Genomic DNA, 21,316 nt, shown 5'->3' with positions numbered 1-21,316 from the left:
TTCGTTCATTCATAAATTATGCGGTATTTTAACTTTAAATGTCGTTCCTTGTCCTACTTCACTATAGACCTGAATCGATCCACCATGTGCTGTTACAATATTTTTAACGATTGATAATCCTAAACCCGTTCCACTTCTACCTCTTGTACGAGCTTTATCCGCTTTATAAAAACGTTCAAATACAAATGGTAAATCTTCTTTTGAAATCCCTGCACCTGAATCAATAAAATTAAATGTAGTTGATCGTTCATTTTGATTTACTGAAACAATTATTCTTCCATTTTCATTCGTATGTCTTATAGCATTATCAATTAAATTTGTAAAAACCTGTTCCATTCGATCCTCATCTATGTATATATTTATTTGTGGAATGTTGTCGATTTCTCCAAATAGCTTAATATTTTTTTCCTTTGCTAAACCTTTAAACTTGCGTAAAATTCGATCTACAAATTGTACTAGAGGAACGAACTCTCTATTTAATTCAGTAAATCCGTTCTCCATTCTTGCTAAATCTAACAAATCATTTACTAATCGACCCATTCTAAGTGACTCATCATAAATGATTTGTGACAATTCTTGCATCTCTTCTTTGGATTCAGCTACACCATCAACAATCGCTTCGCTATAACCTTGTAATAAAGAAATAGGCGTACGTAGTTCATGAGAAACATGCGCTATAAAATCTTTTCTCATCTTTTCTAAACGTCTTTGTTCTGTAACATCCCGAATCACCGCTACAACGCCTCTTATATTCGTTTGATTATATAGGGGGGACATTAAAACTTGCCAATTGCCTTGATCGAAATTTAATTCTATAAATTGCTTTTTCTCACTTTCGACTACTAATACAAATAAATCTAATAGTTCCTTCGTTAAAACAAGTGAAGAAGGTTCTTCAAATTGATCATCATTAAGCATTTTCAAAAAGCGTTCAGCTGGTGGATTTGATGTCACGATTTGACCTTCTTTATCAATTGAAATTACACCATCTACCATACTTGTAATAATATTAGAAACTTTCTCCTTCTCTTGTTTTAATGCATTCATATTAAAATTTAATTGTTTACTCATCTTGTTAAATGAATAGGCAAGTTCTCCAATTTCATCACTTGAATGGATTGGTACTTTCACATTAAAATCCCCTGAAGTCATACTACTTACAACTTCTTTCATCTTTCTAAGAGGTGCTGTAATTTTAGAAGATAGAAAGAATGAGAAAAATGTTGTTAACACGATTCCAATAGATGCCGCGAGCAAGACAAAGTTAGTCGTTTGGTGAATCATCACTTTTACAGGTTGTAATGTTTGGTATATAAATACAGCTCCATTATTGGAGTTTGTATGTAATGGAACACCAACAACTAATTTTTCTCTCTCACTATTTTCGCCATATACAAGTCTTTTACTGACCTCTTTATTATCAGTTAACGTTTTACTTAAATTTTCATCACTTTTTATTTCTTTAAAAGGTAGCTCCTGTATTCCATAAGTATTATTCGAATACCATGGCTCTTGACCGTCAATAGAAATGATTACTCTTGAATATCTACTAACAATATTATTTGATAAATACTCAATATTGGAGATTGATTGACCATTTTCTATTAATTGTGCAATTTTTGTGGCATCATCTTTCATATTTTGTACTTGAAGGTCAATATAAAATTTTTCAAAAAATCCTATTAAGACAAAGGTCAAGAATGATAATACAAGAGAGACTAGTAAGATAATTGTCAGCCAAAGCTTTCCGACTAAACTTCTTACGATCATTACTCCTGACCTACTTCAAATTTATAACCGACACCCCAAACCGTGACGATCATTTTCGCAGCATCCTCAGAGCTTTTACTTAATTTTTCTCGCAGTCGTTTTACATGTGTGTCTACGGTACGTAAATCTCCGAAAAAATCATATTGCCAAACTGATTTTAATAAGGTTTCACGATCAAATACTTTGTCAGGTGCTTTCGCTAAAAACAACAGTAGTTCGTATTCTTTTGGCGTTAAACTGATCTCTTCCCCTTCAACAATTACTTTATGAGCATCATTATCAATCGTTAGATGCGGAAACACAACGATATCCTTCGCTGAAGAATTGTCTGAGGTAAATACCGGTACAGGAGAAGAACGTCTTAATAGAGCTTTAACTCGAAGAACGACTTCACGCGGACTAAATGGCTTAACGATATAATCATCTGTACCAACTTCAAAACCTTGAACTCGGTTTGTTTCTTCACCTTTTGCCGTTAACATGATGACAGGAGTTGTTTTTGTTTTTCGTAATTCCCTACAAACTTCAATTCCATCAATTTTAGGCATCATCAAATCTAGTACGATTAAGGAATATTCATTCTTCAATGCTAAATTTAAAGCATCCTCGCCGTTTTCAGCTTCATCAATACTATAACCATCACGTTCCAAATACATCTTTAACAATCGTCTAATACGATCCTCATCATCTGCTATTAATATTTTTATATTTTGATCCATAATTTCGACCCCCTCTTCATAATTTTACATAATAAAAATTGTATATTCTAGTATAATTTGTGAACATTTTTACATAATTCTTAGAATTTATTATTTCCATAAAATAGTGAAAAAAAACTAGGAAGTAAGTGCACCATTTTTAAGGAACCACATTTAAATATATGTGAATCGAAAATATAAATTAGATAAAAAGCCCTGTAAAGGAAGGTTTATCCTTTACAGGGCTCTATTTAATTACGCATATGAGTGTAAGCCTGCAATGATTAAGTTAACAGCAATTAAGTTAAACATAATAATTGCAAATCCTAGTACGGCTAACCAAGCAGAATTTTCACCTTGCCAATTTCGTTTGAAACGAAGATGTAAGAACACTGCATAGAATAACCATGTTATTAATGCCCAATCCTCTTTTGGGTCCCAGCTCCAGAACTTTGTCCAAGCAATTTGAGCCCAAATCATTGCAAAGATTAGACCACCAAGTGTAAATACCGGAAAACCAATTGCTACAGCACGGTATCCGATTTCATCTAATAATTCACTATCGACTTTTTGTACAAAAGGCTGTAAAAATGCACCAATTCGTTTTCTTAAAATTAAACGGATGATTGCATATAATGCCGCTCCAGCAAAAATTGACCAAATTACAGTGTTTAATTTCTTAGCATTAACCATAGCTGGCACTTCTGCAAGGGCTTCAAAACGATCTTTTGTAGTCAATTCACCTTTATGTGGACCAACAATTGATGGTAGATTATAGACCATTTCTTCTTGTACTTTATCTTTATTAATCCAATTATATTTTGCTTCGTATCCAGATGCAGTAAATGCTGTTGAAATAACAACGAAACCAACAACAGTTACTAAGAAATATAAAACTGCTTCTAACCAAAATGTTTTCTTTGTTGATACTTTTTGATCGATATTCTTAATTAAATAAATTAGTCCTGTAATAAAACTAATAGCTAAAATTGCTTCCCCTAAAGCTGCTGTCGTTACATGGATATGTAACCAATAGCTTTTTAAAGATGGAACTAATGGTTTGATTTCATGTGGAAATACTGATGCATAAGCAATGATGATAATTGACAAAGGTAATGCGAATAATCCAATTATATTTAAACGATACATAAAATAAATCATGATAAACGCAAAAATTAACATCATTCCAAAGAATGTAATAAATTCAAATAGATTACTTACAGGTGCATGTCCAGCAGCAAACCATCTTAATATAAAATAAGTAATTTGCGATAAGAATCCAATTATTGTAATTGTAATTCCAATTGTACCCCATCTATTAGGACCATTATCATTTGTTTTCATCGAGCCGCCAAAAAAGAAAGTAGCTACAATATAACAAATAAACGCGATAAATAAAAAATTACTACTTAGCTCGTACATATTTTCCCCCTATTTAAACACTATTCATTAGCTTGTTGATCAATCGGCAATTCTATTTTTGTGTCTTTAAACACTTTCTTTAATTCCATCTTTAAACCATAATAGTTTTTATTTGTAAATGCCGCAACCCAAACTTCCCCATCTTGATTCTGAATCCAAACACGTCGGTGATACCAATACATACCTTGAATTACACCGATCATAAAGATTGCTCCTCCAAGTCCTAGTAACCAAAGAGTTAAATCTTTACGTACTGTTAAACCTGTTGAATCTTTTGTTTCAATACCTGCAAATGACATTTTATATTTGTTTTCACCATTTGGTTCAATATTTTGTTTGATCGCAACAAATGCTACTTCACCTTTTGGTGTTTTTGGAGTAGTCATTTTAAATACAAACGCTGGATTGTTCGGTTTTCTTGTTTTTGTATCAGGTTGACCATCAGAGTTAAAATAGAAATCTGGAAAATAATTTTTAAGTTCTACTTTATATCCATTTTTTAAGTCATATACTTCTTTAGGATTTTGTAAATCTACTGTGATTGGCCCTAATTTTTCACCTGTTTGTTTATTTTGTAATGTAAATAAAAATGCACTAAATTCACCAATTCGATAATCTACTTGATATAGAGCGAAGTTTTGGAACTTTAGAGGTTCGTTAACTTTAATACTATAATCTTTTACTTTTTTAAGTTTTGGATCTTCTCCTGGTATTAAATTTCCTTCGCGTTTATACAGCGTCACATCGGCTTGATAGTTTTTAGGAATTTTATCATTTCCAAAGCGCTCAATCGCTTTCTTATAAACCTTACCCTCTTTATCTTTATCATACGTTTCCATATGGAAATCATTTAATTTAATATAATAGTTTTGGTTTGTACCAACGACAGGTTTTACTTCGCCTTCTTGAACCCAAAGGGCCTTATCCATATACATGCCTGGTACATATCTCATCATTACACCAATAAGGAAGATAATTAACCCTATATGATTTACATATGGACCCCAACGAGAGAAACGACCTTTTTCTGCTAAGATATTGCCGTTTTCTTCACGAATTTTATAACCTCTTTTTCGTAAATTAACTTTAGCTTTTTCTATTTCGTCTGGAATATGTTCAACTCTACTAATTCCAAACATTTTTTGTCTTTTTAAAAAGTTTGGATGTCTAGTAACAGTTTGTTTGTTTAGAGCTTTATAGAGTGGTAAAATTCGATCTAAACTACAAATTACTAGTGAAATCCCAATCGATGCAACAAGTAACATGAACCACCAAGAGTTAAACGTATTATCCAAACCAATTGCATCGTATATTTTACCAAAGATGCCATATTCATCTTGATAATACGTTGCAGGATTCGCAGTAGGCGGTAGTAAATCTCTTTGCGGAAAAATAGTACCTAAAGCTGCTGCTACTAGTGTAATTAGAATGATTACAACCGCTACTTTTACAGATGAAAAAAACGTCCATATTTTATCTATATAAGTTTGATTATTAACGATCGATCTTCTAGCAGTCCCTTCATAGCGCATATCAAGTATATCGGTTGCTTTTTCATCTTGAGGTTTACCACATGACTCACATATTACAGTACCTACATGATTAAGATGACCACATTCACATTTAAAAGTCTCCATTTTATTTCCCCTTACTAATGTACACTCATCATTTTGGTAATATTTCTTTAATATAACTTTCAAAAGAATTTGGTGTCATTTGACCAGTTACGATTCTCTTTATTGTCCCATCCGGACTTACAAAAAACGTAGTTGGTAAAGGGTTAACACCATATATATTTAAAACCTCTTGATCTTTATCTATTCCGACTGGAAAATCAAGTTTATAATCGCTTACAAATCTTTGTACTGAAAATTTTGATTCATCTGCGTTCATTGCTAGTAACTCGATCCCTTTTCCTTTATATTTCGAATAGATTTCATTCATAAAAGGCATTTCTCGCTTACATGGCTCACACCAAGTACCCCAAAAATTAACAATTACGCCTTTTCCTTTTTCACCTGAAAGAGTATAACTCTTACCAGTATTCAGCTCCGTCATAGCAAAGTTTGGTGCTTTACTACCTTTAGTAATAACTTCATCTTTCTTAAAGAAATTTATGTAAAAAGTATAACCAATTGCACAAACCAAAACTAATAAGATAATTGTTCGTATTAACGTTCTATTTTTCTTCATATATACAGTTCCTCCCATATGATAGAATATCATTATTTCCTATTCTTGAATAGAAATTTGATACGTTTCAAAAAAGACTAAATTTTCAATCTTTTTTCTGAATTATTAAATATTTCAAGCAAAGAAAAAACTCGGTATTTACCGAGTCGTAGTGGAAAAAATAAGGTATCAGATTGAATTAAAACACAGTTTCTAAAAGTGTTAACCGGTTTATAAATAAGGACGAAAAATAGCAACGGTAACTAAATAAGAAAGCAGCGATCAATCGTCTGACTTATCATTAGCGTGGCTTTGCTGTAGCCATTGCTCTTAATTTTTTTACTTCATGAGGTGATAGTTCTCTTGCATCACCAGGAGTTAATCCAGTCAAGTCTAAAAACGCATATCGTTCACGTTTTAACTTCATAACTGGTGTACCAATTGCCTCAAGCATTCTCTTGACTTGACGGTTTCTTCCTTCATGAATGATCAGTCTTACAATTGCAGTATTTTTGCTTTTATCAAGTGAAATCATTTTAACTTGAGCTGGAGCCGTTTTCCCATCCTCAAGTACAATTCCTCTTTCTAATTTACGTAACTGCTCTTTAGTTGGAATCCCTTTTACTTTTGCGATATATTCTTTATCTATTTCATATTTTGGATGTTGAAGTATATTTGAAAATTCTCCATCATTTGTTAATAGAATGATACCTGATGTATCAAAATCCAATCTACCAATTGGATAAATACGTTGTTTAATCATTGGAAAAAAGTCTGTTACCACTTTTCTACCTTTATCATCTGAAACACTTGAAATTACACCTGATGGTTTATATAAAAGGAAGTAAACTGGTTCTTCTTTATCAATCGGAATCTCTTCCACTTCAACACGATCGTTACCACTTACTTTTATACCTAATTCGGTAACAACCTGACCATTTACTTTTACTTTTCCTTCTTTAATTAACTCTTCTGCTTTTCGACGAGAAGCAATTCCCGCTCTAGCAATAACTTTCTGTAATCTTTCCATTCGATCATTTCACCTCTTCAACCATCATACAGATTTATACAATTGAAAACAAGTGGCAGCTACAAGGTTTTTTGTGAATAAATTGCATTAAACACCAAATCTAAACCTTAATTCCATTTTTCAAGTCGTGCCCATCGTCATTCTTCCACTTAATCCCTTGTACCTTATTCGTTCTCTCAATATCATAATTTTAAAAATCTATCATATAATTTACTAGATTTGCAGAAATGAGGTAATAGATATGAATTTAACTTTAAAACACTCCTCAGCCTTTGACCGGTCTAAAATTATTACGCCAGGTAGTGTACTTATTACTAAAAAGAATGAAACAATCTATATGCTTGTTTATGAAGAAAATGAAGACGATTTTCCATATGTACTTGTCTCATTAACCGATGCAAGACTAGTCCAAAATTATGACATTATGCCAAGCCTAGGAGATATTGAAGACTGGATTGGTGAAGTCACAATGGTAACTCAAAAAAACAAACTATCTATTACAATTCAAGCAAATTACTAGTTTGCTGTTTAATCTATTAGAAACCCGTCAATAATATAATAAGTAAAATGACAAAAGGAGCTTACTATATGAATTATTCTTTTAATCCAGCAGTAAAATATAATTCAGTTGGTTCGTTTAAATTAGGCGATGTATTTTTCACTTCCGATAAACCTACAAAAGCATACAAATTAATCTATGACTCTACAGAAACTAACTTCCCTTATATTTTATTATGCTTAGATGATGCTATTTCAATTCAAAGCTTTGATGATATTCCAACTATTGAAGATATTGAAGAAAATATTGGAGAAATCAAATTCACCGTTCCAAAAGAAAAATTACTTCTTGTGATCAATTAATAAATAAACGACATAAATTAGTTAATCAAAAACGCCATCTAATTCGGATGACGTTTTTTTCACTCTGTTAGAAAAAGATTTTAATGAATAAGGAACCGCCTGTATTAACTTGATTTCCATTTCGAGATGTTGATTTGTTCATTTCTCAACTCAATTTAAGATTAATCCTCGAGATTCTTGTTCGTTTCACTCAAAATTATTAATAATTCGTGGTCTTATTTTCAATTAACAACATTTTAATTGCAGTTTTGACTTTTTTATTTGCTGTTCCGTCATTTTTAATTGCAGTATCAGTTTTTTTATTTGCACTTACTTAATTTTATTTGCAGTTTCGACCTTTTTATTTGCAGATTTACTCTTTTTAATTGCAGTTTAACCTTTTTTATTTACACTCTACAATTTTCCTTATTCAACAATAAAAAAAACGTCATCCATAAGATGACGTTTTTCACTATTAAGCAAATACACTTTCCAACGTTTCGTCTGTTTGCTCGCTCCAATATTTTAACCATTTTTTTGCGCCTTCAAGGTCATGAAGTTTTGCTTGGCCGCATTGAAGCTCATTTGCAGCGGGTACTTCTTCAACTTGAAGTCCAAGTTCAGCTGTTTTACGTAATAATGTGATTACTTCTGAAATTGAAGGTGTACCAGCGATGATTAAATAAAATCCTGTTTGGCATCCCATTGGTGATAAATCAATTATTTTAAAAGGGTCACCCGCAGGTACTGCTTCACGAACGTTCAATGCTAATAAATGTTCTAAAGTATGAATTGTATCTGGCTTCATTGCTTGTTTATTTGGTTGGCAAAAACGAATATCATATTTTGTAACGACTCCGTCTGTACCAACTGCATGAGTACCACAGTGTCTAACGTAAGGAGCAACAACTTTTGTGTGATCTAATTCAAAACTTTCAACTGATGGCATATTTTATTTCCTCCTAAATTACATCTCTCTATTTTTTTGTAGCTTCAACGATCCATACAAAATCATTATATTGTTCGAATTTGACATCAAAACCATTTTTTTCAAAATGTGAACGAATAACTGGAATTAATGGATAGTATTCTCTAATTAAATCATCTCTTAGATTGATATAATTTGCATTTTCTGCTTTTGCAATTTCATTCTTATAATCGTTTTCTGTTAAAAACATTGTATCCGCAAATACGATTTTCCCATTCGAGTTCAATAATGAGCTATATATTTTAATAGCTTCATATTTTTCTTGATCAGTAAGATGATGAAAAACGTATGAGCTTACAATTGTATCGATCCCGGCTTGTGGTTTTGGAAAATCAATTAAATCTCCGTCGTGAATCGTAATATTTTCTCCTAATTTCTTTGAGGCAATAATTCTCATCTCAGGAGATGGTTCGATTGGAAATACAGTTTTTCCTTTATCAAGAAGTAACTTTGTTAAATTCCCTGTACCAATACCAAATTCAAGGACGCTGTTTCCACTTCTATTAACAATTTCATTCAGTATTTCATCATAACGTCGAAATGCTTCTTTATATTCTGGGTCATGGCCTTGAACAAATGAATCGTAACTTTCTGCCCAACCAGTAAATACATCTAAAAACTCTCTACCCATTTATCTCACCTTTGATGTTTGAAATATTAATGCTTGTTCTAGGTCTTCAATTAAATCTTCTAAATCTTCTAGACCAACTGATAATCGAATTAATTCATCAGAAATTCCTGATGCAATTCGTTTTTCCCTCGGTATTGAAGCATGCGTCATTTTTGAAGGGATACCGACAAGACTTTCAACTGCTCCTAAACTTTCAGCTAATGTAAACCACTTTAATTTTCCTACAAATTCTTCTGGATCTAATCCTTCTTTTAATTCAAAAGATAACATGCCACCAAATCCACTGCTTTGTTGTTTTGCTAATTCATGATTTGGATGCGTCGATAATCCAGGATAGAAAACTTTATTTACATTTGGATGATTCGATAAAAACGTCACAATTTCATGTGTATTTCTTTCATGCTCTTCCATTCTGATTCCAAGTGTTTTAATACCACGTTGTAATAACCAGCTGTCGTTTGGTCCTAAAACTCCACCAATCGAGTTTTGATAAAACGCTAATTCTTCAGCTAACTCATCTTTATTCGTTACAACAATTCCAGCTACTACGTCACTATGTCCTCCAAGGTACTTAGTTCCACTATGAACAACAATATCAGCACCTAGTGTAAGAGGTTGTTGCCAGTATGGAGTAGCAAAAGTATTATCAACAACCGTTAATAAGTCATACTCATTTGCAAGTTTTGCAATTGCTTTAATATCAGTAATTTTTAATAATGGATTACTAGGTGACTCAATAAAAATTGCTTTTGTATTTGGTGAAATAACATTTTCAACTAAAGTAATATTACTTGTATCAACAAATGTAGCTGTAATACCTAAATTTGATAATACTCTTGTAAGTAATCGGTAAGTACCACCATAAACATCATCGCCGACTACGATATGGTCACCAGTCTTGAATAAACTAAACACAGTATGAATAGCTGCCATACCAGATGCAAATGCAAATCCTGCAACACCGTGTTCAATATCTTTCATTAACTCTTCAAGAGCATGTCGTGTCGGATTGCCTGTTCTGGAATATTCAAAGCCCCTATGTTTGCCAACAGCATCTTGTTTATACGTACTAGTTTGATAAATTGGAACACTAACCGCACCAGTTGTTTCATCTCTACTAATTCCCCCGTGTATTAACGCCGTCTTTTTCTTCATCTTTTATCCCTCACTATATATGTTTTTACTTAAGTATCTTTCACTACTATCTGGGAAAATCGTTACGATTGTACTCCCTGGTTTTGCTTTTTTTGCTTCTAATAAACTTGCATATAACGCAGCTCCTGAGGAACTTCCAATTAAAAGTCCTTCTTTTGTTGCTAGTTCTTTTACTAAACGAAATGCGTCTGAATCAAGTACTGTATGAATAGCATCAAATAAGTTTGTATCTACAAAGGCAGGAATGAATTCCATTCCAATTCCTTCAGTATCATGCGAACCTGGTTTTCCACCATTTAAGATTGACCCTTCTGGTTCGACAATAACTGTTTTTACATTTTGTAATTTATCTTTTAAATACTGAGCTGTTCCAGTAAATGTTCCTCCACTACCAGCTCCAGCAACAAATACATCTATTTTTCCATCGAGTTGGTCAACTAACTCTGGACCTAATGTTTTGTAATAGGTTCTTGGATTTGCTTCATTACTAAATTGTGAAGGTACAAATGAATTCGGTATTTCTTTTGATAGCTCATTTGCTTTTTTAATTGCACCTGTCATTCCATCTTCTGTAGGTGTGTTCACAATTTTTGCTCCAAGTGCTTTCATCAATGTTTGTTTTTCAATACTGAATTTTTCAGGAACAACAAATATCACATTTACGCCATATTTTATAGCTGCTAGAGCTAAACCAATTCCTGTATTTCCGGCGGTTGGTTCAATTACTGTACCACCTTTTTCTAATTTACCTTCATTAAGTGCACTTTCTAATAATTCCATTCCAAGTCGATCTTTTACACTTCCACCTGGGTTACAGAATTCTAGCTTTGCAAATAGTCTTGTTCCTTTTGGTAAAGGGAATGTTGTAATTTCAAGCAATGGTGTTGATCCGATCAGCTCGTGTACTGACTTTACAACTTTCATAATTTCAAACTCCTTTATGTCACAAAAAGGTTAGTTTCTTCCAATCCATTATATGCAACATGGGTAAAATTGAATGTTGTCTTAATACCAACTATTCTTATTGGTATTATAAGATATTAATTTTAAATGCGCAATAAAAAAGTACTTTTATCCTAAAATAAAAGTACTTTTTTATGTTATTGAGAAACAACCTTGTCATTTAGTTTTCAAATTTTCGTAAAAGGATTAAGGTGATGTTGATTTCCACTACGGGATGCTCGCTTTCCATGGGGCGAGACCTGAGCCTCCTCGGCGAGCCTGCGGGGTCTCAGCCTTCCCGCATATCCCATAGGAGTCGAGCATCCCTTCGTTCCAATCAACTTGTTCCTAAAAAAATGGTTACACTAAAAACCTAATCTAATATCCTTTACTTAGAGTAATATAACTGCATATTAATCTGTTTGTAGGTCAAATAAGATCGAATATCAATGTATTATAATAATCATCTGAACTTTTTTTAAAAAATTAGCTCTTGATCAGATATATTAACATTTAAAATCATTATTAAATCATCAAAAAGATGAATTAAATTATAATAATGTTTATTAATATATACATTTGATTATTTTATATTTGAACACTCTGTAAAGTACTTTTTAATCGTTTGGGCTTTAGTTAAGAAAAGAACATTGTCACAAAAATAATTGAAAAAATAATACTGATTGCATCTGCGATTAATCCTACTTTTAATGCGTCACCCATTTTACGAATACCTACCGCTCCAAAATACACCGTTAGAACATATAGTGTTGTATCTGTACTACCTTGCATAGTTGATGCTAGTCTTCCAATAAATGAATCCGGTCCATATGTTTTAATTAAATCCGACGTAATACCTAAAGCAGCGGAACCAGAAATAGGTCGAATAATTGCCAGCGGAAAAACTTCTGCAGGAATACCTAGTGAATTTAATAAGGGGCGCATAAGTTCTACACAAAACTCTAGAGCACCTGAAGCTCTAAAGATCGAGATGGATACTAGCATTCCTACTAAAAATGGAATTAATTGTACAGCAATGGTTACACCCTCTTTTCCACCTTCTACAAAAGATTCATAGGTCGGTACCTTTTTCCAAGTTCCATGTATTAAAATGACAGCGATAATAAATGGAATGATATAAAGTGAGATCGTATTCATATATCCCATTTATTTTCTCCCCTTTCGATTTCGCCTACTTGCAAAAAAACTATTAACCGCGAGTCCCCCAATAAATGAAACGACTTGTGCAAGAATTGTAACACCTACTATTTCAGTCGGATTTGAAGAATGATAGGACATTCTAACTCCTATGACAGTTGTAGGAATTAAAGTGATTGCACTTGTATTTAACGTTAAAAATGTAATCATGTCATCACTTGCTTCATTACTATTTCTATTTAATACTTTTAGTTGTTCCATCGCCTTTATACCTAGTGGAGTTGCAGCATTTCCTAAACCGAATAAATTGGCTACCATATTTGACATAATATAACCAAGTGCTGGATGGTCTTTAGGAATTCTCGGAAATAAGAACGCTAGAAATGGTTGAAATAATTTCGAAAGAATTTTTAATAATCCTGATTCTTCTGCTATTCGCATTAAACCTAACCAAAAAACAAGAACACTAACTAGCCCAATAATAATGGTAATTGCTTGCTTTCCTCCGTCAAAGACTGCTTTATTTACTTCGTCCATGGTGCCATTAATCATCGCAAAAATAAAACCAATTATTGTAAGAGCAACCCAAATAATATTAACCATCAGAGTGCTCTCCCATTAAGTTTAATAAAACTTGTTTCCCGTTTTGGATTATTTCTTTCGTAAATACTTTGACTTTACTATCACTATAAAAAATATTTCTAAATCCAATTTGTTCACCTTCTAATTCGATAATCGCTTTACCAACAATTGCATCATTAGCGATTTTTTTCTTAGTCGGCTTTTGCATTTCAATTGTGATTCTTACTTGATCCCGCTCTTTTTTATCTAATGGATAAGAGAAGTCATTTTTCATATAAACATGTCCCTTATATTTTTTATTCGTGACCTCTTTAATTCCACCTTTACTTAATACTTTCGTTAAAGGATAGTTACTGAAACCATACTCGAATAGTGACATATGATCTTGCCAATCTTGCCCATCGTTTAGTGTTACAACAATTAAATCCATTCCATTTTTTGAAGCAGTTGAAACAAGTGTTCTTCTTGCTTTTTTAGTAAACCCAGTTTTTCCTCCAGTACTATACTTGTACATAAAAGTAAGCAATTTGTTTTTATTCTTCCAAACATAATCCCAAGATTCTGCCGTATTTGGGGCACGGTGTACTTTTGTACCTGCAATTTTTGCATATTTAGGATTTTCCATAGCGTATCTCGTTAATAACGCCATATCATAAGCAGATGAGTAATGCTCTTTACCTTGTTGATCTAGTCCTGATGGATTGCTAAAATATGTATTACTCATTCCGATTTCTTTTGCTTTCTCGTTCATCATATAAACAAATCCTTCGATGCTACCTCCTACTGCCTCGGCAATTGCATTAGCCGCATCATTTCCAGACCTAAGCATTAAACCATACACTAAATCTTCCAGCTTAATTTTTTGTCCAGGTTTTAAATAAATGGATGATCCTTCTGTTTGTACTGCTCTTGAACTTATTGTTATTGTGTTTTGCATTTTACCAGACTCTACAGCAAGTATTGCAGTCATTATTTTTGTAATGCTGGCGATTCTTTCAGAGTCATGCATTGCTTTACCATATAAGATTCGTCCAGTTTTTTGATCCATCAAAACAGCATTTCTAGCACTAACTCCTCCAAATGCTTTAACATTATTCGTCGGAATCATAATCCCGATTAAAAATAAGCCAATGATTCCTACTACTAGCCATTTTTTCATCTTTCGCATCAACTCCACAGTTAGTCCTAATTAGTACAAGTTTACGAATTACATTATAAAAAAATGACTTTTTTTAAGAAAAAAAGTGCTGAACTTGTTCAGATTTATAACCTGAGCAATTCCAGCACCTACATTTTTCACCAATTAATAAAAGGGTTGCCATTTTAATTGACTAGCATAATCATATCGATAATTTACATCCGGCCAATTAACTATGTTCCAAAAATTTGTAATATATGCGTCTTTATCAAATTTATACTGTAAATAATAAGCGTGCTCCCAAACATCCAAAACTAGCAATGGAATTGTATCCCATTGGGTAAAGAATTGATGTTTTTCTGTTTGAAGGATTTCCAACCGATTCGCTCTTGGAACCCAAACTAAAATCGCCCAACCGACACCTTCTACTTTTTTAGCAGCTTGAGTAAAATGCTCTTTAAAATCCTCATAGCTTCCGAAGTCATCTTCAATTTGTTTTAAAAGAGCTCCATGAGGCTGCCCTCCACCTGATTTACTTAAATTATTCCAAAATATAGTATGCAAATAATGACCCGACCCATGAAATGCAAGCTCTCTTTCCCAATGCTTTAATAAATCGTATGCCTTATTTTTTCTTGCCTTTTCTAATTCAATCTCAGCTTTATTTAAACCATCTACATAACTTTTATGGTGCTTATCATGATGCAGCATCATGATTTCTTTTGATATATATGGCTCGAGTGCATTATATGGATATGGTAAAGGTGGAAGCTCATGTTTACCAATCCCTACTCTCTCTTCGACTTCTATTACCCGATACGCATAGCTATCATCATATTCCTCTTCATTTAAAATTGAAATTAATCGTTCTTGTATATCGTCCACATCCATACTAATTTCATCCAAAAAGGAATTTTGATCTACATAATGACCTTTTGTCCCCATTCTGTTTAACAAGAGCTTTACTTTATATTCTAATAGTTCTTTTTCTTGAATATGGTCAAATCTTTCAGACAGCAACTGTAATACATTCGCACACCAGATTTCTACCTCCTGAAAGTAAGTGACGAGTTCAGATTGATTTAACATCATACACCTCCATCAGAGAAAATAAATTTCTCTTCTACTTTCCATTGTATGATATTAAATTTATAGCTATTACCGGTATTCACGTGTTTCACGCGATAAATAGAATTCGCTTAATAAAGGATATTAATTTCACATCTTCTCATATAAAGTGATTAGTTTAACTTCTCTAAAATAGTCTGATTTTCTGAGTAAAACTCCATTTTTAATGAAATTACTTTTTCCAATTCATAAACAATCATCATTAAACTAGCTCTAGTCTCAAACTCATCCCTTGATTCAGGTAAAGGCATCTTTCTAAAGTCATTCATCATATGACTGAATTCCCCTAATAATTCAATCCCCGTAGATTTTTCTTTCAAGTAAACACCTGTGTCCTCAAAAAATTCAGCGATAATTTTTGAATGCGGATAATTTAGCTCAACCTTTTTTAATAAAGGAATGATTTGATTCGATATGATTTCAAATTGGCGTTCTCTCATTTCAAAATAATTAATATAATATAAGTTCGATTTTATAAAACTATTTTCAACTTGCCTATAAGCTAAAGTTTTCGCCGTATGTAAAAGCATTTTAGTTTCATCAATTAAATCATTTTGTGAATCTTCATCCTTACCCTTCATTTTTAAAGCAATACCTAGCAGTAACATTTTAAAATTTTGTTCGATTTTCTTTTGAGATTCAATCATCTTCTTCTCAATACTTGGCATATATGTATTCATAATTAATGCAATTAAAATCCCAACTGCTAAAATTTCAACTTGATTTAATAAGAAAGAGATTGATTTATCGCTACTCACATAAATTTGTAAGACGATAACTGAGCTCGGAATGATCCCTTCTTGTAACTTCAATGTGACTAACAAGGGGATCGTTAAAAGAAAATAAATGACAACTGTTAATGGCGTATAGCTTAAAAATTCAAACATCATCCATCCTATTAACATGGCTATAACTGATGCAACAAATCTTTGAATTGCAACAATAAATGATCTGCGTTTTGTATTTTGAATACTTAATAGTGTAACTACAGCAGCAGTACTGTAATTTTGTAAATGTAGAGCTTCTGCAATTAATAGGGATATACCACTTCCAATTGCTGTTTTGATTGTCCTTTGTCCAATTGAATACATTTGTTTCATTACTAATCCTCTTCTCTTACAAAGAAATTTCTATTGTATTGTAACGTATCTTAGATAAAAATTACTAGATATATCCAATTTTTTTGGAGTTTTGTACAAAATAAAAAGACTAGAAATTTTCTAGTCTTTTTCTCTTAACTTTACTATTTACATATAACTATTTTCTAATTACTGTTTGTATTGTTGCATAAGTTTTGTTGAATAATCTGTTTCATAATACTCAAGTTCTTCTCGCATTTGTTGAAAAACTTTTTCTAATGAAGAGAATAGGTCTTGGACTGTACCTGGCACAGCTTTATAGAATGTAATTGCTTGATTACCAGTGTATGCTGCACGACTATTTTCATACCATGCATCGTTTTTAGGAGAGAAGAATTCTGCGATACATCTGTGATAAATTTTATGTAAAGTTTCTTCAGCTGTTGCTTTATGGAACTGTCCACTTAAAATTTTCTCACAAACTTCTTTAGCATCCTCACAATATACTGTAATTCTACGTAATGAAGAAAGTATTTTTTCTAAGTAGTTAAGATCCACTGCTTGGTTTTCATGTTGAAATGACGGTAAAGAATTCTTATTTAAAAACAAATTACACTCTAGACCAACAATCCCTAATTGATTTCCAACAATTTTTAATTGATGCTCTACCATCTTATTCGACATTTTTTTCCCTCCGTTAAATTAGATCGATATTTCAATTCTATTTGAATTTTGCTTAATACTTCTCACATATCCTGCTAATTTATCAAAATCAGCACCTTGTAGCTCTTTTACAAATTGATCTAATTCATTAATATATATTCGCTTTCTTCCACGATAATCAGGATTTTTAATAATTAGCGCAAGTGCCACTATATCACGGAAATCTACTGACTGATCGCCATTTTCATATAATCTAGTTGTTTTTAAATCACTTACTTCAGAAAGTTGTTCTTCAAAAAAACGAACATATAAAACAGAAGTTACAATTTTTTGACCATTGTATTCATATTCAACTTCAGAACGATTAAAAAAATCTTCCGAAGTATTTGGTTGAGCCTTTACTAATTCATACCCAAGACAATTATAAATTAACAATTCTTTCACCCTCCAAGATTTCCATAGTATTAGTTTAACATAGGATACAGAAAGATTTGCAGAATTTTTTAACTAATCTTGTTTTTCAAATTTGCTAAAAAATAAATCTGCTTCTTCTTCAACCTCTTCTAATTTTAAATCTTGTGGTAGTGGAGGTAATTCTTTAATGTTTTTTAAACCAAAATAATCTAAAAACTCAGAAGTAGTACCATATAAAATTGCACGACCAGTACCTTCAGCCCGTCCAACTTCTTTAATTAAATATTTCGAGACAAGAGTTTGAATTGGTTTTTCAGTCTTAACTCCACGAATATCTTCAATTTCTGTCCTCGTAATTGGTTGTTGGTATGCAACAATTGCTAAAGTTTCTAATGCAGCTTGTGACAACGAAGAGTTCGATGGGCTTTCAACTAATTTTTTGAAAAACTCACCATGTTCCCTCTTTGAAGTAAGTTTATATCTGTTTGCTAAAATTCTAATTTGTAAGCCTCTGTTAGGATTTTCATACTCTTCTTTAAGGCTCTCGATTAGTTCTAGAACTTCGGTTTGACTTAATTCTAAAGTCTCAGATAGCTCGACAATCGATATTCCTTCATCGCCAGCTACAAATAAAAGTCCTTCTAGAACTCCTACCAATTTTTTTTCCTGTTCCATTACAAGTACACCTCAGCTTGCTTATCTTCAAAAACCTCTCGTGATGTAAGAAAAATTTCTGAAAAGTTTTGTTCCTGTTCTACTATAATGTCTTTTGTTTTCATTAACTCCAAAATCGCTAAAAAAGTAACTACAATACTTTCTTTATCATTATATGGAAATAAACTGATGAAATTAGTTCTCTTTTTTATACTTTTTAAGTAGGTAATAATTTCATCCATTCTTTTTTCGATCGATATTTCTTCCCGAACAATTTTAGTTTGAAGTGGTTCTTGCAGCTTTTTACGTTTAAAAAGCTTTTGAAGTGCACCAAACATATCGTAAATCGTAACATCAGTCGGCATGACAATATCTTCTGGTCTAGGTCCATATTCGGACAAATCAACTGGGTTTCGAGTAAAAATCATTGCACGTTCTGATTCTTTTTCCTGAAATACGATCGCTGCTTCTTTAAATTGCTTATATATAATTAATCGATTCATTAATTCTTCTCTAGGGTCTTCTTCAAGTATTGCATCCCAATCAGCTTGTTCCTCATGATTAGGTAAAATACTTTTACTTTTCATCGCAAGTAATTCAGCTGCCATCACTAAATATTCACTTGCAATATCCAATTCTAATTCTTTCATTGTATGAATATATGAAACATATTGATCTGTTATTTCAGATACAGGTATATCATAAATATCAATTTCAAATCGTTGAATTAAATGAAGTAATAAATCTAATGGCCCTTCAAATGCATCAATTTTAACTTCATATTGCTTCACAAACTACTCACCAACTTACTTTAAAATAAAAATATACTCTATAACAGTATAAAGTATTATTTCATAAAACTATATAATTAGAAAAGGTTTTTTCATTGATGAAGTTAGTTTGTTCCTAAATTTTTAGTTTTGCGCCTATACCATTTTCTTAAAATTTTCATAAGATATCAGTGCAAGAAGAATTATTTTTTTGGTAAGGAGGTTATTTCATGAGTAAAGGTGCTGTTTCTCCAGAGTTCGGCGGTTTCGGCCACGGCAGAGGCTTTGCTTTAATCGTAGTATTATTTATTTTATTAATCATCGTTGGATGTGCTTTCGTCTGTTAATTTAACCCCGTGAATAAACAAAACGTGAAAGTCTAGACATTAGCTCTAGGCTTTCTTCTTTTTAAATAATTCCATTTCTGATAAAATTTTAGTAATAAAGAGGTGAAAAACTTGGTCCATTATAATAAAAACGAGCGATACATAAAATATTTATGTCATTTTCATTTTGATCAAGATTTTTTTGAATGTCATGAAATTCTTGAAGAACAATGGAAACTTGAATTAAATGATCAATATAAAAAGGTATGGTTAGGTTTAATTAGATTATCAGTAGTGTTATATCATTATAGAAGAAGAAACTTTACTGGTGCTAAAAAATTATTTCGACACGTCATTACCTTTTCAAATGATTCTAATTTATTAGAAATGGCTGGTATTGATCAATTACGCTTCCAACAAATCGTATCAGATTTACAGCTAAACCTTCAAAACGAAACGGAATATCACCCTTTCGATCTCCCAATAAATGATCAAGAATTGATTGAAAGATTCCAAAATCAAAAAGAAAATTACTCGTCTTTTACGGAAGATTTAATTAATAAGCATTCTACAAGAGATCGAACAGATGTCATTTCGGAAAGATTAAAGCAATTAGAATTACGAAGAAATATTTAGCGTAAAAGGAAAAGGTGCTCAAATAATTGGGCACCTTTTTTAGTATTTCGAAATATATTGAAGTCAATATTGCGAACATTAGATGAATCTTATTCATAAAAGTTTGAACTTTTTTGCAAATGTGTAGTTTTTGTTGTTTGTTAATTTCGATTTTGTTGTTTATAAATCCTTATGAATCATCAAATCTAACTAAACATATATGAAAATATTTATAAATATCATTCTTTTCAAGGGATAAAATAAAATATATATTCCAAAGTAGTATTGATTTAGTAGTAGTTTTTTTTAATTAATAAAAGGTAATTCTATAATGAAATGATTATTCTTTATGGATTTAAGATTAATTTCTAAAGTTGAATAAGTTGATTGGAACGAAGGGTGCTCGACTCCTGTGGGATATGCGGGAAGGCTGTGACCCCGCAGGCTTGCCGAGGAGGCTCGCCCTGCGAAAAAGCGAGCACCCTGTAGTGGAAATCAACATGGTTTTACTTATTTATTTGACACTTTCATTTTACAGTAAAGAAAAGGTGTTCCAAAAATTGAGCACCTTTTTCTATAATACTTTCAAACTAACATGACAATGTTCAATAAATGAAGCTACTTCTTGCGTTGTTACGATTGTATAGTCTGTATATTGAGATCTAATAGCATCGTAAAGTGAAGTTGCAATACCTTGATTTCGGAATGAAGGGTTTACACTTAAATGTTTAATCATAATAACCTTATCTGGTAGTATTTGTATTCCAATAATCCCAACAATATCGTCTAATTTCCAAAGGAACAAATGATTATCATCTTTAGTTTCATAATCTTTAATCGTATTTACTAAGCTCTTCACATTCTTTTCATTCGGCATAAACGAAAGCAGGCCCATTGCAATTTTCTCATATGTTTTCTTATACCTAATTAACATGTTAACCCCTCTTAAAAATTATTAAAACTCTAATTAGCTTCTAAACCAATACAAAATATATGTTTGATTATCCCTCTATAGTACGGTAAATAGTAAAATTCGTTCCAAATATATCAATATTTCAAATATATAATTCTCACATTTTTCTGTCAAGTCAGAAAACCAGTAAGAAGGAAAAACGGGATATATGGTACAGGAGAGAATTTT

Annotated in this window: 24 protein-coding genes; 4 read left to right on the top strand and 20 right to left on the bottom strand. The window is 32.0% G+C overall.

Annotated features, from left to right (window positions below; translation table 11 throughout):
* Positions 1–9: 9 nt before the first annotated feature.
* From BM319_RS00890 to rluB, 6 genes are all read right to left on the bottom strand, one after another.
* Positions 10–1,770, bottom strand: coding sequence for an ATP-binding protein (locus BM319_RS00890; protein ID WP_069031837.1), 1,761 nt, complete (start codon positions 1,768–1,770; stop codon positions 10–12).
* Positions 1,770–2,489: a response regulator transcription factor gene (locus BM319_RS00885; protein WP_025672290.1), complete on the bottom strand. Its 720-nt coding sequence runs from the start codon at positions 2,487–2,489 to the stop codon at positions 1,770–1,772. The genes BM319_RS00890 and BM319_RS00885 overlap by 1 nt, the downstream gene beginning before the upstream one ends.
* Before the next feature lie 234 nt (positions 2,490–2,723).
* Positions 2,724–3,890: a c-type cytochrome biogenesis protein CcsB gene (ccsB, locus tag BM319_RS00880; protein WP_069031836.1), complete on the bottom strand. Its 1,167-nt coding sequence runs from the start codon at positions 3,888–3,890 to the stop codon at positions 2,724–2,726.
* A 20-nt stretch (positions 3,891–3,910) separates the two neighbouring features.
* A complete protein-coding gene (resB, locus tag BM319_RS00875; RefSeq protein WP_091021077.1) occupies positions 3,911–5,527 on the bottom strand; it encodes a cytochrome c biogenesis protein ResB in 1,617 nt (538 codons plus the stop codon).
* Positions 5,528–5,555: 28 nt separating this feature from the next.
* Positions 5,556–6,083 (bottom strand): thiol-disulfide oxidoreductase ResA, encoded by a 528-nt coding sequence (gene resA, locus BM319_RS00870; RefSeq protein ID WP_069031834.1) that lies wholly within the window; start codon positions 6,081–6,083, stop codon positions 5,556–5,558.
* Positions 6,084–6,363: 280 nt separating this feature from the next.
* Positions 6,364–7,092, bottom strand: a complete 729-nt coding sequence (gene rluB, locus BM319_RS00865) for a 23S rRNA pseudouridine(2605) synthase RluB (protein WP_069031833.1) — start codon at positions 7,090–7,092, stop codon at positions 6,364–6,366.
* Between the two features lie 241 nt (positions 7,093–7,333).
* Between rluB and BM319_RS00860 the strand changes: the two genes are divergently transcribed.
* Both BM319_RS00860 and BM319_RS00855 read left to right on the top strand, forming a co-directional pair.
* Entirely contained in the window at positions 7,334–7,612 is a 279-nt protein-coding gene (locus BM319_RS00860) for a hypothetical protein (protein ID WP_069031832.1), read from the top strand.
* Positions 7,613–7,680: 68 nt separating this feature from the next.
* Positions 7,681–7,953 carry a hypothetical protein gene (locus BM319_RS00855; protein ID WP_069031831.1) on the top strand — a complete coding sequence of 91 codons (273 nt, stop codon included), beginning with the start codon at positions 7,681–7,683 and terminating at the stop codon, positions 7,951–7,953.
* A 454-nt stretch (positions 7,954–8,407) separates the two neighbouring features.
* Here BM319_RS00855 and BM319_RS00850 read toward each other — a convergent pair whose 3' ends face one another.
* From BM319_RS00850 to BM319_RS00790, 13 genes are all read right to left on the bottom strand, one after another.
* The gene (locus BM319_RS00850) at positions 8,408–8,881 is read right to left on the bottom strand and encodes an S-ribosylhomocysteine lyase (RefSeq protein WP_069031830.1); all 474 of its coding nucleotides are present in this window, start codon (positions 8,879–8,881) and stop codon (positions 8,408–8,410) included.
* Positions 8,882–8,909: 28 nt separating this feature from the next.
* Entirely contained in the window at positions 8,910–9,551 is a 642-nt protein-coding gene (locus BM319_RS00845; protein ID WP_091021076.1) for a class I SAM-dependent DNA methyltransferase, read from the bottom strand.
* A complete protein-coding gene (locus BM319_RS00840; protein WP_069031828.1) occupies positions 9,552–10,706 on the bottom strand; it encodes a bifunctional cystathionine gamma-lyase/homocysteine desulfhydrase in 1,155 nt (384 codons plus the stop codon).
* A 3-nt stretch (positions 10,707–10,709) separates the two neighbouring features.
* Complete coding sequence (locus BM319_RS00835; protein WP_091021075.1) at positions 10,710–11,630, bottom strand: PLP-dependent cysteine synthase family protein; 921 nt, start codon at positions 11,628–11,630, stop codon at positions 10,710–10,712.
* Between the two features lie 654 nt (positions 11,631–12,284).
* Positions 12,285–12,815 carry a spore maturation protein gene (locus BM319_RS00830; RefSeq protein ID WP_069031826.1) on the bottom strand — a complete coding sequence of 177 codons (531 nt, stop codon included), beginning with the start codon at positions 12,813–12,815 and terminating at the stop codon, positions 12,285–12,287.
* Positions 12,816–13,409 (bottom strand): nucleoside recognition domain-containing protein, encoded by a 594-nt coding sequence (locus tag BM319_RS00825; protein ID WP_069031825.1) that lies wholly within the window; start codon positions 13,407–13,409, stop codon positions 12,816–12,818.
* Positions 13,402–14,547, bottom strand: a complete 1,146-nt coding sequence (locus BM319_RS00820) for a D-alanyl-D-alanine carboxypeptidase family protein (protein ID WP_420488136.1) — start codon at positions 14,545–14,547, stop codon at positions 13,402–13,404. Before BM319_RS00820 ends, BM319_RS00825 begins: the two co-directional genes overlap by 8 nt.
* A gap of 144 nt (positions 14,548–14,691) precedes the next feature.
* Positions 14,692–15,615: a superoxide dismutase gene (locus BM319_RS00815; protein WP_069031823.1), complete on the bottom strand. Its 924-nt coding sequence runs from the start codon at positions 15,613–15,615 to the stop codon at positions 14,692–14,694.
* Between the two features lie 152 nt (positions 15,616–15,767).
* Positions 15,768–16,754 carry an aromatic acid exporter family protein gene (locus BM319_RS00810; RefSeq protein WP_091021074.1) on the bottom strand — a complete coding sequence of 329 codons (987 nt, stop codon included), beginning with the start codon at positions 16,752–16,754 and terminating at the stop codon, positions 15,768–15,770.
* Between the two features lie 168 nt (positions 16,755–16,922).
* Positions 16,923–17,417, bottom strand: coding sequence for a DUF3907 family protein (locus BM319_RS00805; protein WP_091021073.1), 495 nt, complete (start codon positions 17,415–17,417; stop codon positions 16,923–16,925).
* Between the two features lie 18 nt (positions 17,418–17,435).
* The gene (locus tag BM319_RS00800) at positions 17,436–17,831 is read right to left on the bottom strand and encodes a hypothetical protein (protein ID WP_091021072.1); all 396 of its coding nucleotides are present in this window, start codon (positions 17,829–17,831) and stop codon (positions 17,436–17,438) included.
* A 72-nt stretch (positions 17,832–17,903) separates the two neighbouring features.
* Complete coding sequence (gene scpB / locus BM319_RS00795; RefSeq protein ID WP_069031820.1) at positions 17,904–18,485, bottom strand: SMC-Scp complex subunit ScpB; 582 nt, start codon at positions 18,483–18,485, stop codon at positions 17,904–17,906.
* Positions 18,485–19,255: a segregation/condensation protein A gene (locus BM319_RS00790; RefSeq protein ID WP_091021071.1), complete on the bottom strand. Its 771-nt coding sequence runs from the start codon at positions 19,253–19,255 to the stop codon at positions 18,485–18,487. Before BM319_RS00790 ends, scpB begins: the two co-directional genes overlap by 1 nt.
* A gap of 209 nt (positions 19,256–19,464) precedes the next feature.
* Here BM319_RS00790 and BM319_RS00785 point away from each other — a divergent pair, with 209 nt between their 5' ends.
* On the top strand, positions 19,465–19,581 hold the full coding sequence (locus tag BM319_RS00785) for a YjcZ family sporulation protein (RefSeq protein WP_084006686.1): 117 nt from the start codon (positions 19,465–19,467) through the stop codon (positions 19,579–19,581).
* A 111-nt stretch (positions 19,582–19,692) separates the two neighbouring features.
* Positions 19,693–20,196: a DUF309 domain-containing protein gene (locus BM319_RS00780; protein ID WP_069031818.1), complete on the top strand. Its 504-nt coding sequence runs from the start codon at positions 19,693–19,695 to the stop codon at positions 20,194–20,196.
* A gap of 553 nt (positions 20,197–20,749) precedes the next feature.
* Here BM319_RS00780 and BM319_RS00775 read toward each other — a convergent pair.
* On the bottom strand, positions 20,750–21,109 hold the full coding sequence (locus BM319_RS00775; RefSeq protein WP_069031817.1) for a GNAT family N-acetyltransferase: 360 nt from the start codon (positions 21,107–21,109) through the stop codon (positions 20,750–20,752).
* Positions 21,110–21,316 lie beyond the last annotated feature (207 nt).

This window comes from Bacillus sp. UNCCL81 (assembly GCF_900112535.1).
Taxonomy (GTDB): domain Bacteria; phylum Bacillota; class Bacilli; order Bacillales; family Bacillaceae_G; genus Gottfriedia; species Gottfriedia luciferensis_B.
This window is presented reverse-complemented; position numbering and strand designations above follow the sequence as displayed.

Coding starts and splice junctions, on each gene's coding strand:
- BM319_RS00805 (WP_091021073.1), bottom strand. CDS start 17,417: ATGTCGAATAAGATGGTAGAGCATCAATTAAAAATTGTTGGAAATCAA.
- BM319_RS00845 (WP_091021076.1), bottom strand. CDS start 9,551: ATGGGTAGAGAGTTTTTAGATGTATTTACTGGTTGGGCAGAAAGTTAC.
- BM319_RS00810 (WP_091021074.1), bottom strand. CDS start 16,754: ATGAAACAAATGTATTCAATTGGACAAAGGACAATCAAAACAGCAATT.
- BM319_RS00885 (WP_025672290.1), bottom strand. CDS start 2,489: ATGGATCAAAATATAAAAATATTAATAGCAGATGATGAGGATCGTATT.
- BM319_RS00840 (WP_069031828.1), bottom strand. CDS start 10,706: ATGAAGAAAAAGACGGCGTTAATACACGGGGGAATTAGTAGAGATGAA.
- scpB (WP_069031820.1), bottom strand. CDS start 18,485: ATGGAACAGGAAAAAAAATTGGTAGGAGTTCTAGAAGGACTTTTATTT.
- BM319_RS00850 (WP_069031830.1), bottom strand. CDS start 8,881: ATGCCATCAGTTGAAAGTTTTGAATTAGATCACACAAAAGTTGTTGCT.
- BM319_RS00890 (WP_069031837.1), bottom strand. CDS start 1,770: ATGATCGTAAGAAGTTTAGTCGGAAAGCTTTGGCTGACAATTATCTTA.
- BM319_RS00815 (WP_069031823.1), bottom strand. CDS start 15,615: ATGTTAAATCAATCTGAACTCGTCACTTACTTTCAGGAGGTAGAAATC.
- resA (WP_069031834.1), bottom strand. CDS start 6,083: ATGAAGAAAAATAGAACGTTAATACGAACAATTATCTTATTAGTTTTG.
- BM319_RS00775 (WP_069031817.1), bottom strand. CDS start 21,109: ATGTTAATTAGGTATAAGAAAACATATGAGAAAATTGCAATGGGCCTG.
- BM319_RS00825 (WP_069031825.1), bottom strand. CDS start 13,409: ATGGTTAATATTATTTGGGTTGCTCTTACAATAATTGGTTTTATTTTT.
- ccsB (WP_069031836.1), bottom strand. CDS start 3,890: ATGTACGAGCTAAGTAGTAATTTTTTATTTATCGCGTTTATTTGTTAT.
- BM319_RS00855 (WP_069031831.1), top strand. CDS start 7,681: ATGAATTATTCTTTTAATCCAGCAGTAAAATATAATTCAGTTGGTTCG.
- rluB (WP_069031833.1), bottom strand. CDS start 7,092: ATGGAAAGATTACAGAAAGTTATTGCTAGAGCGGGAATTGCTTCTCGT.
- resB (WP_091021077.1), bottom strand. CDS start 5,527: ATGGAGACTTTTAAATGTGAATGTGGTCATCTTAATCATGTAGGTACT.
- BM319_RS00830 (WP_069031826.1), bottom strand. CDS start 12,815: ATGGGATATATGAATACGATCTCACTTTATATCATTCCATTTATTATC.
- BM319_RS00860 (WP_069031832.1), top strand. CDS start 7,334: ATGAATTTAACTTTAAAACACTCCTCAGCCTTTGACCGGTCTAAAATT.
- BM319_RS00785 (WP_084006686.1), top strand. CDS start 19,465: ATGAGTAAAGGTGCTGTTTCTCCAGAGTTCGGCGGTTTCGGCCACGGC.
- BM319_RS00820 (WP_420488136.1), bottom strand. CDS start 14,547: ATGAAAAAATGGCTAGTAGTAGGAATCATTGGCTTATTTTTAATCGGG.
- BM319_RS00835 (WP_091021075.1), bottom strand. CDS start 11,630: ATGAAAGTTGTAAAGTCAGTACACGAGCTGATCGGATCAACACCATTG.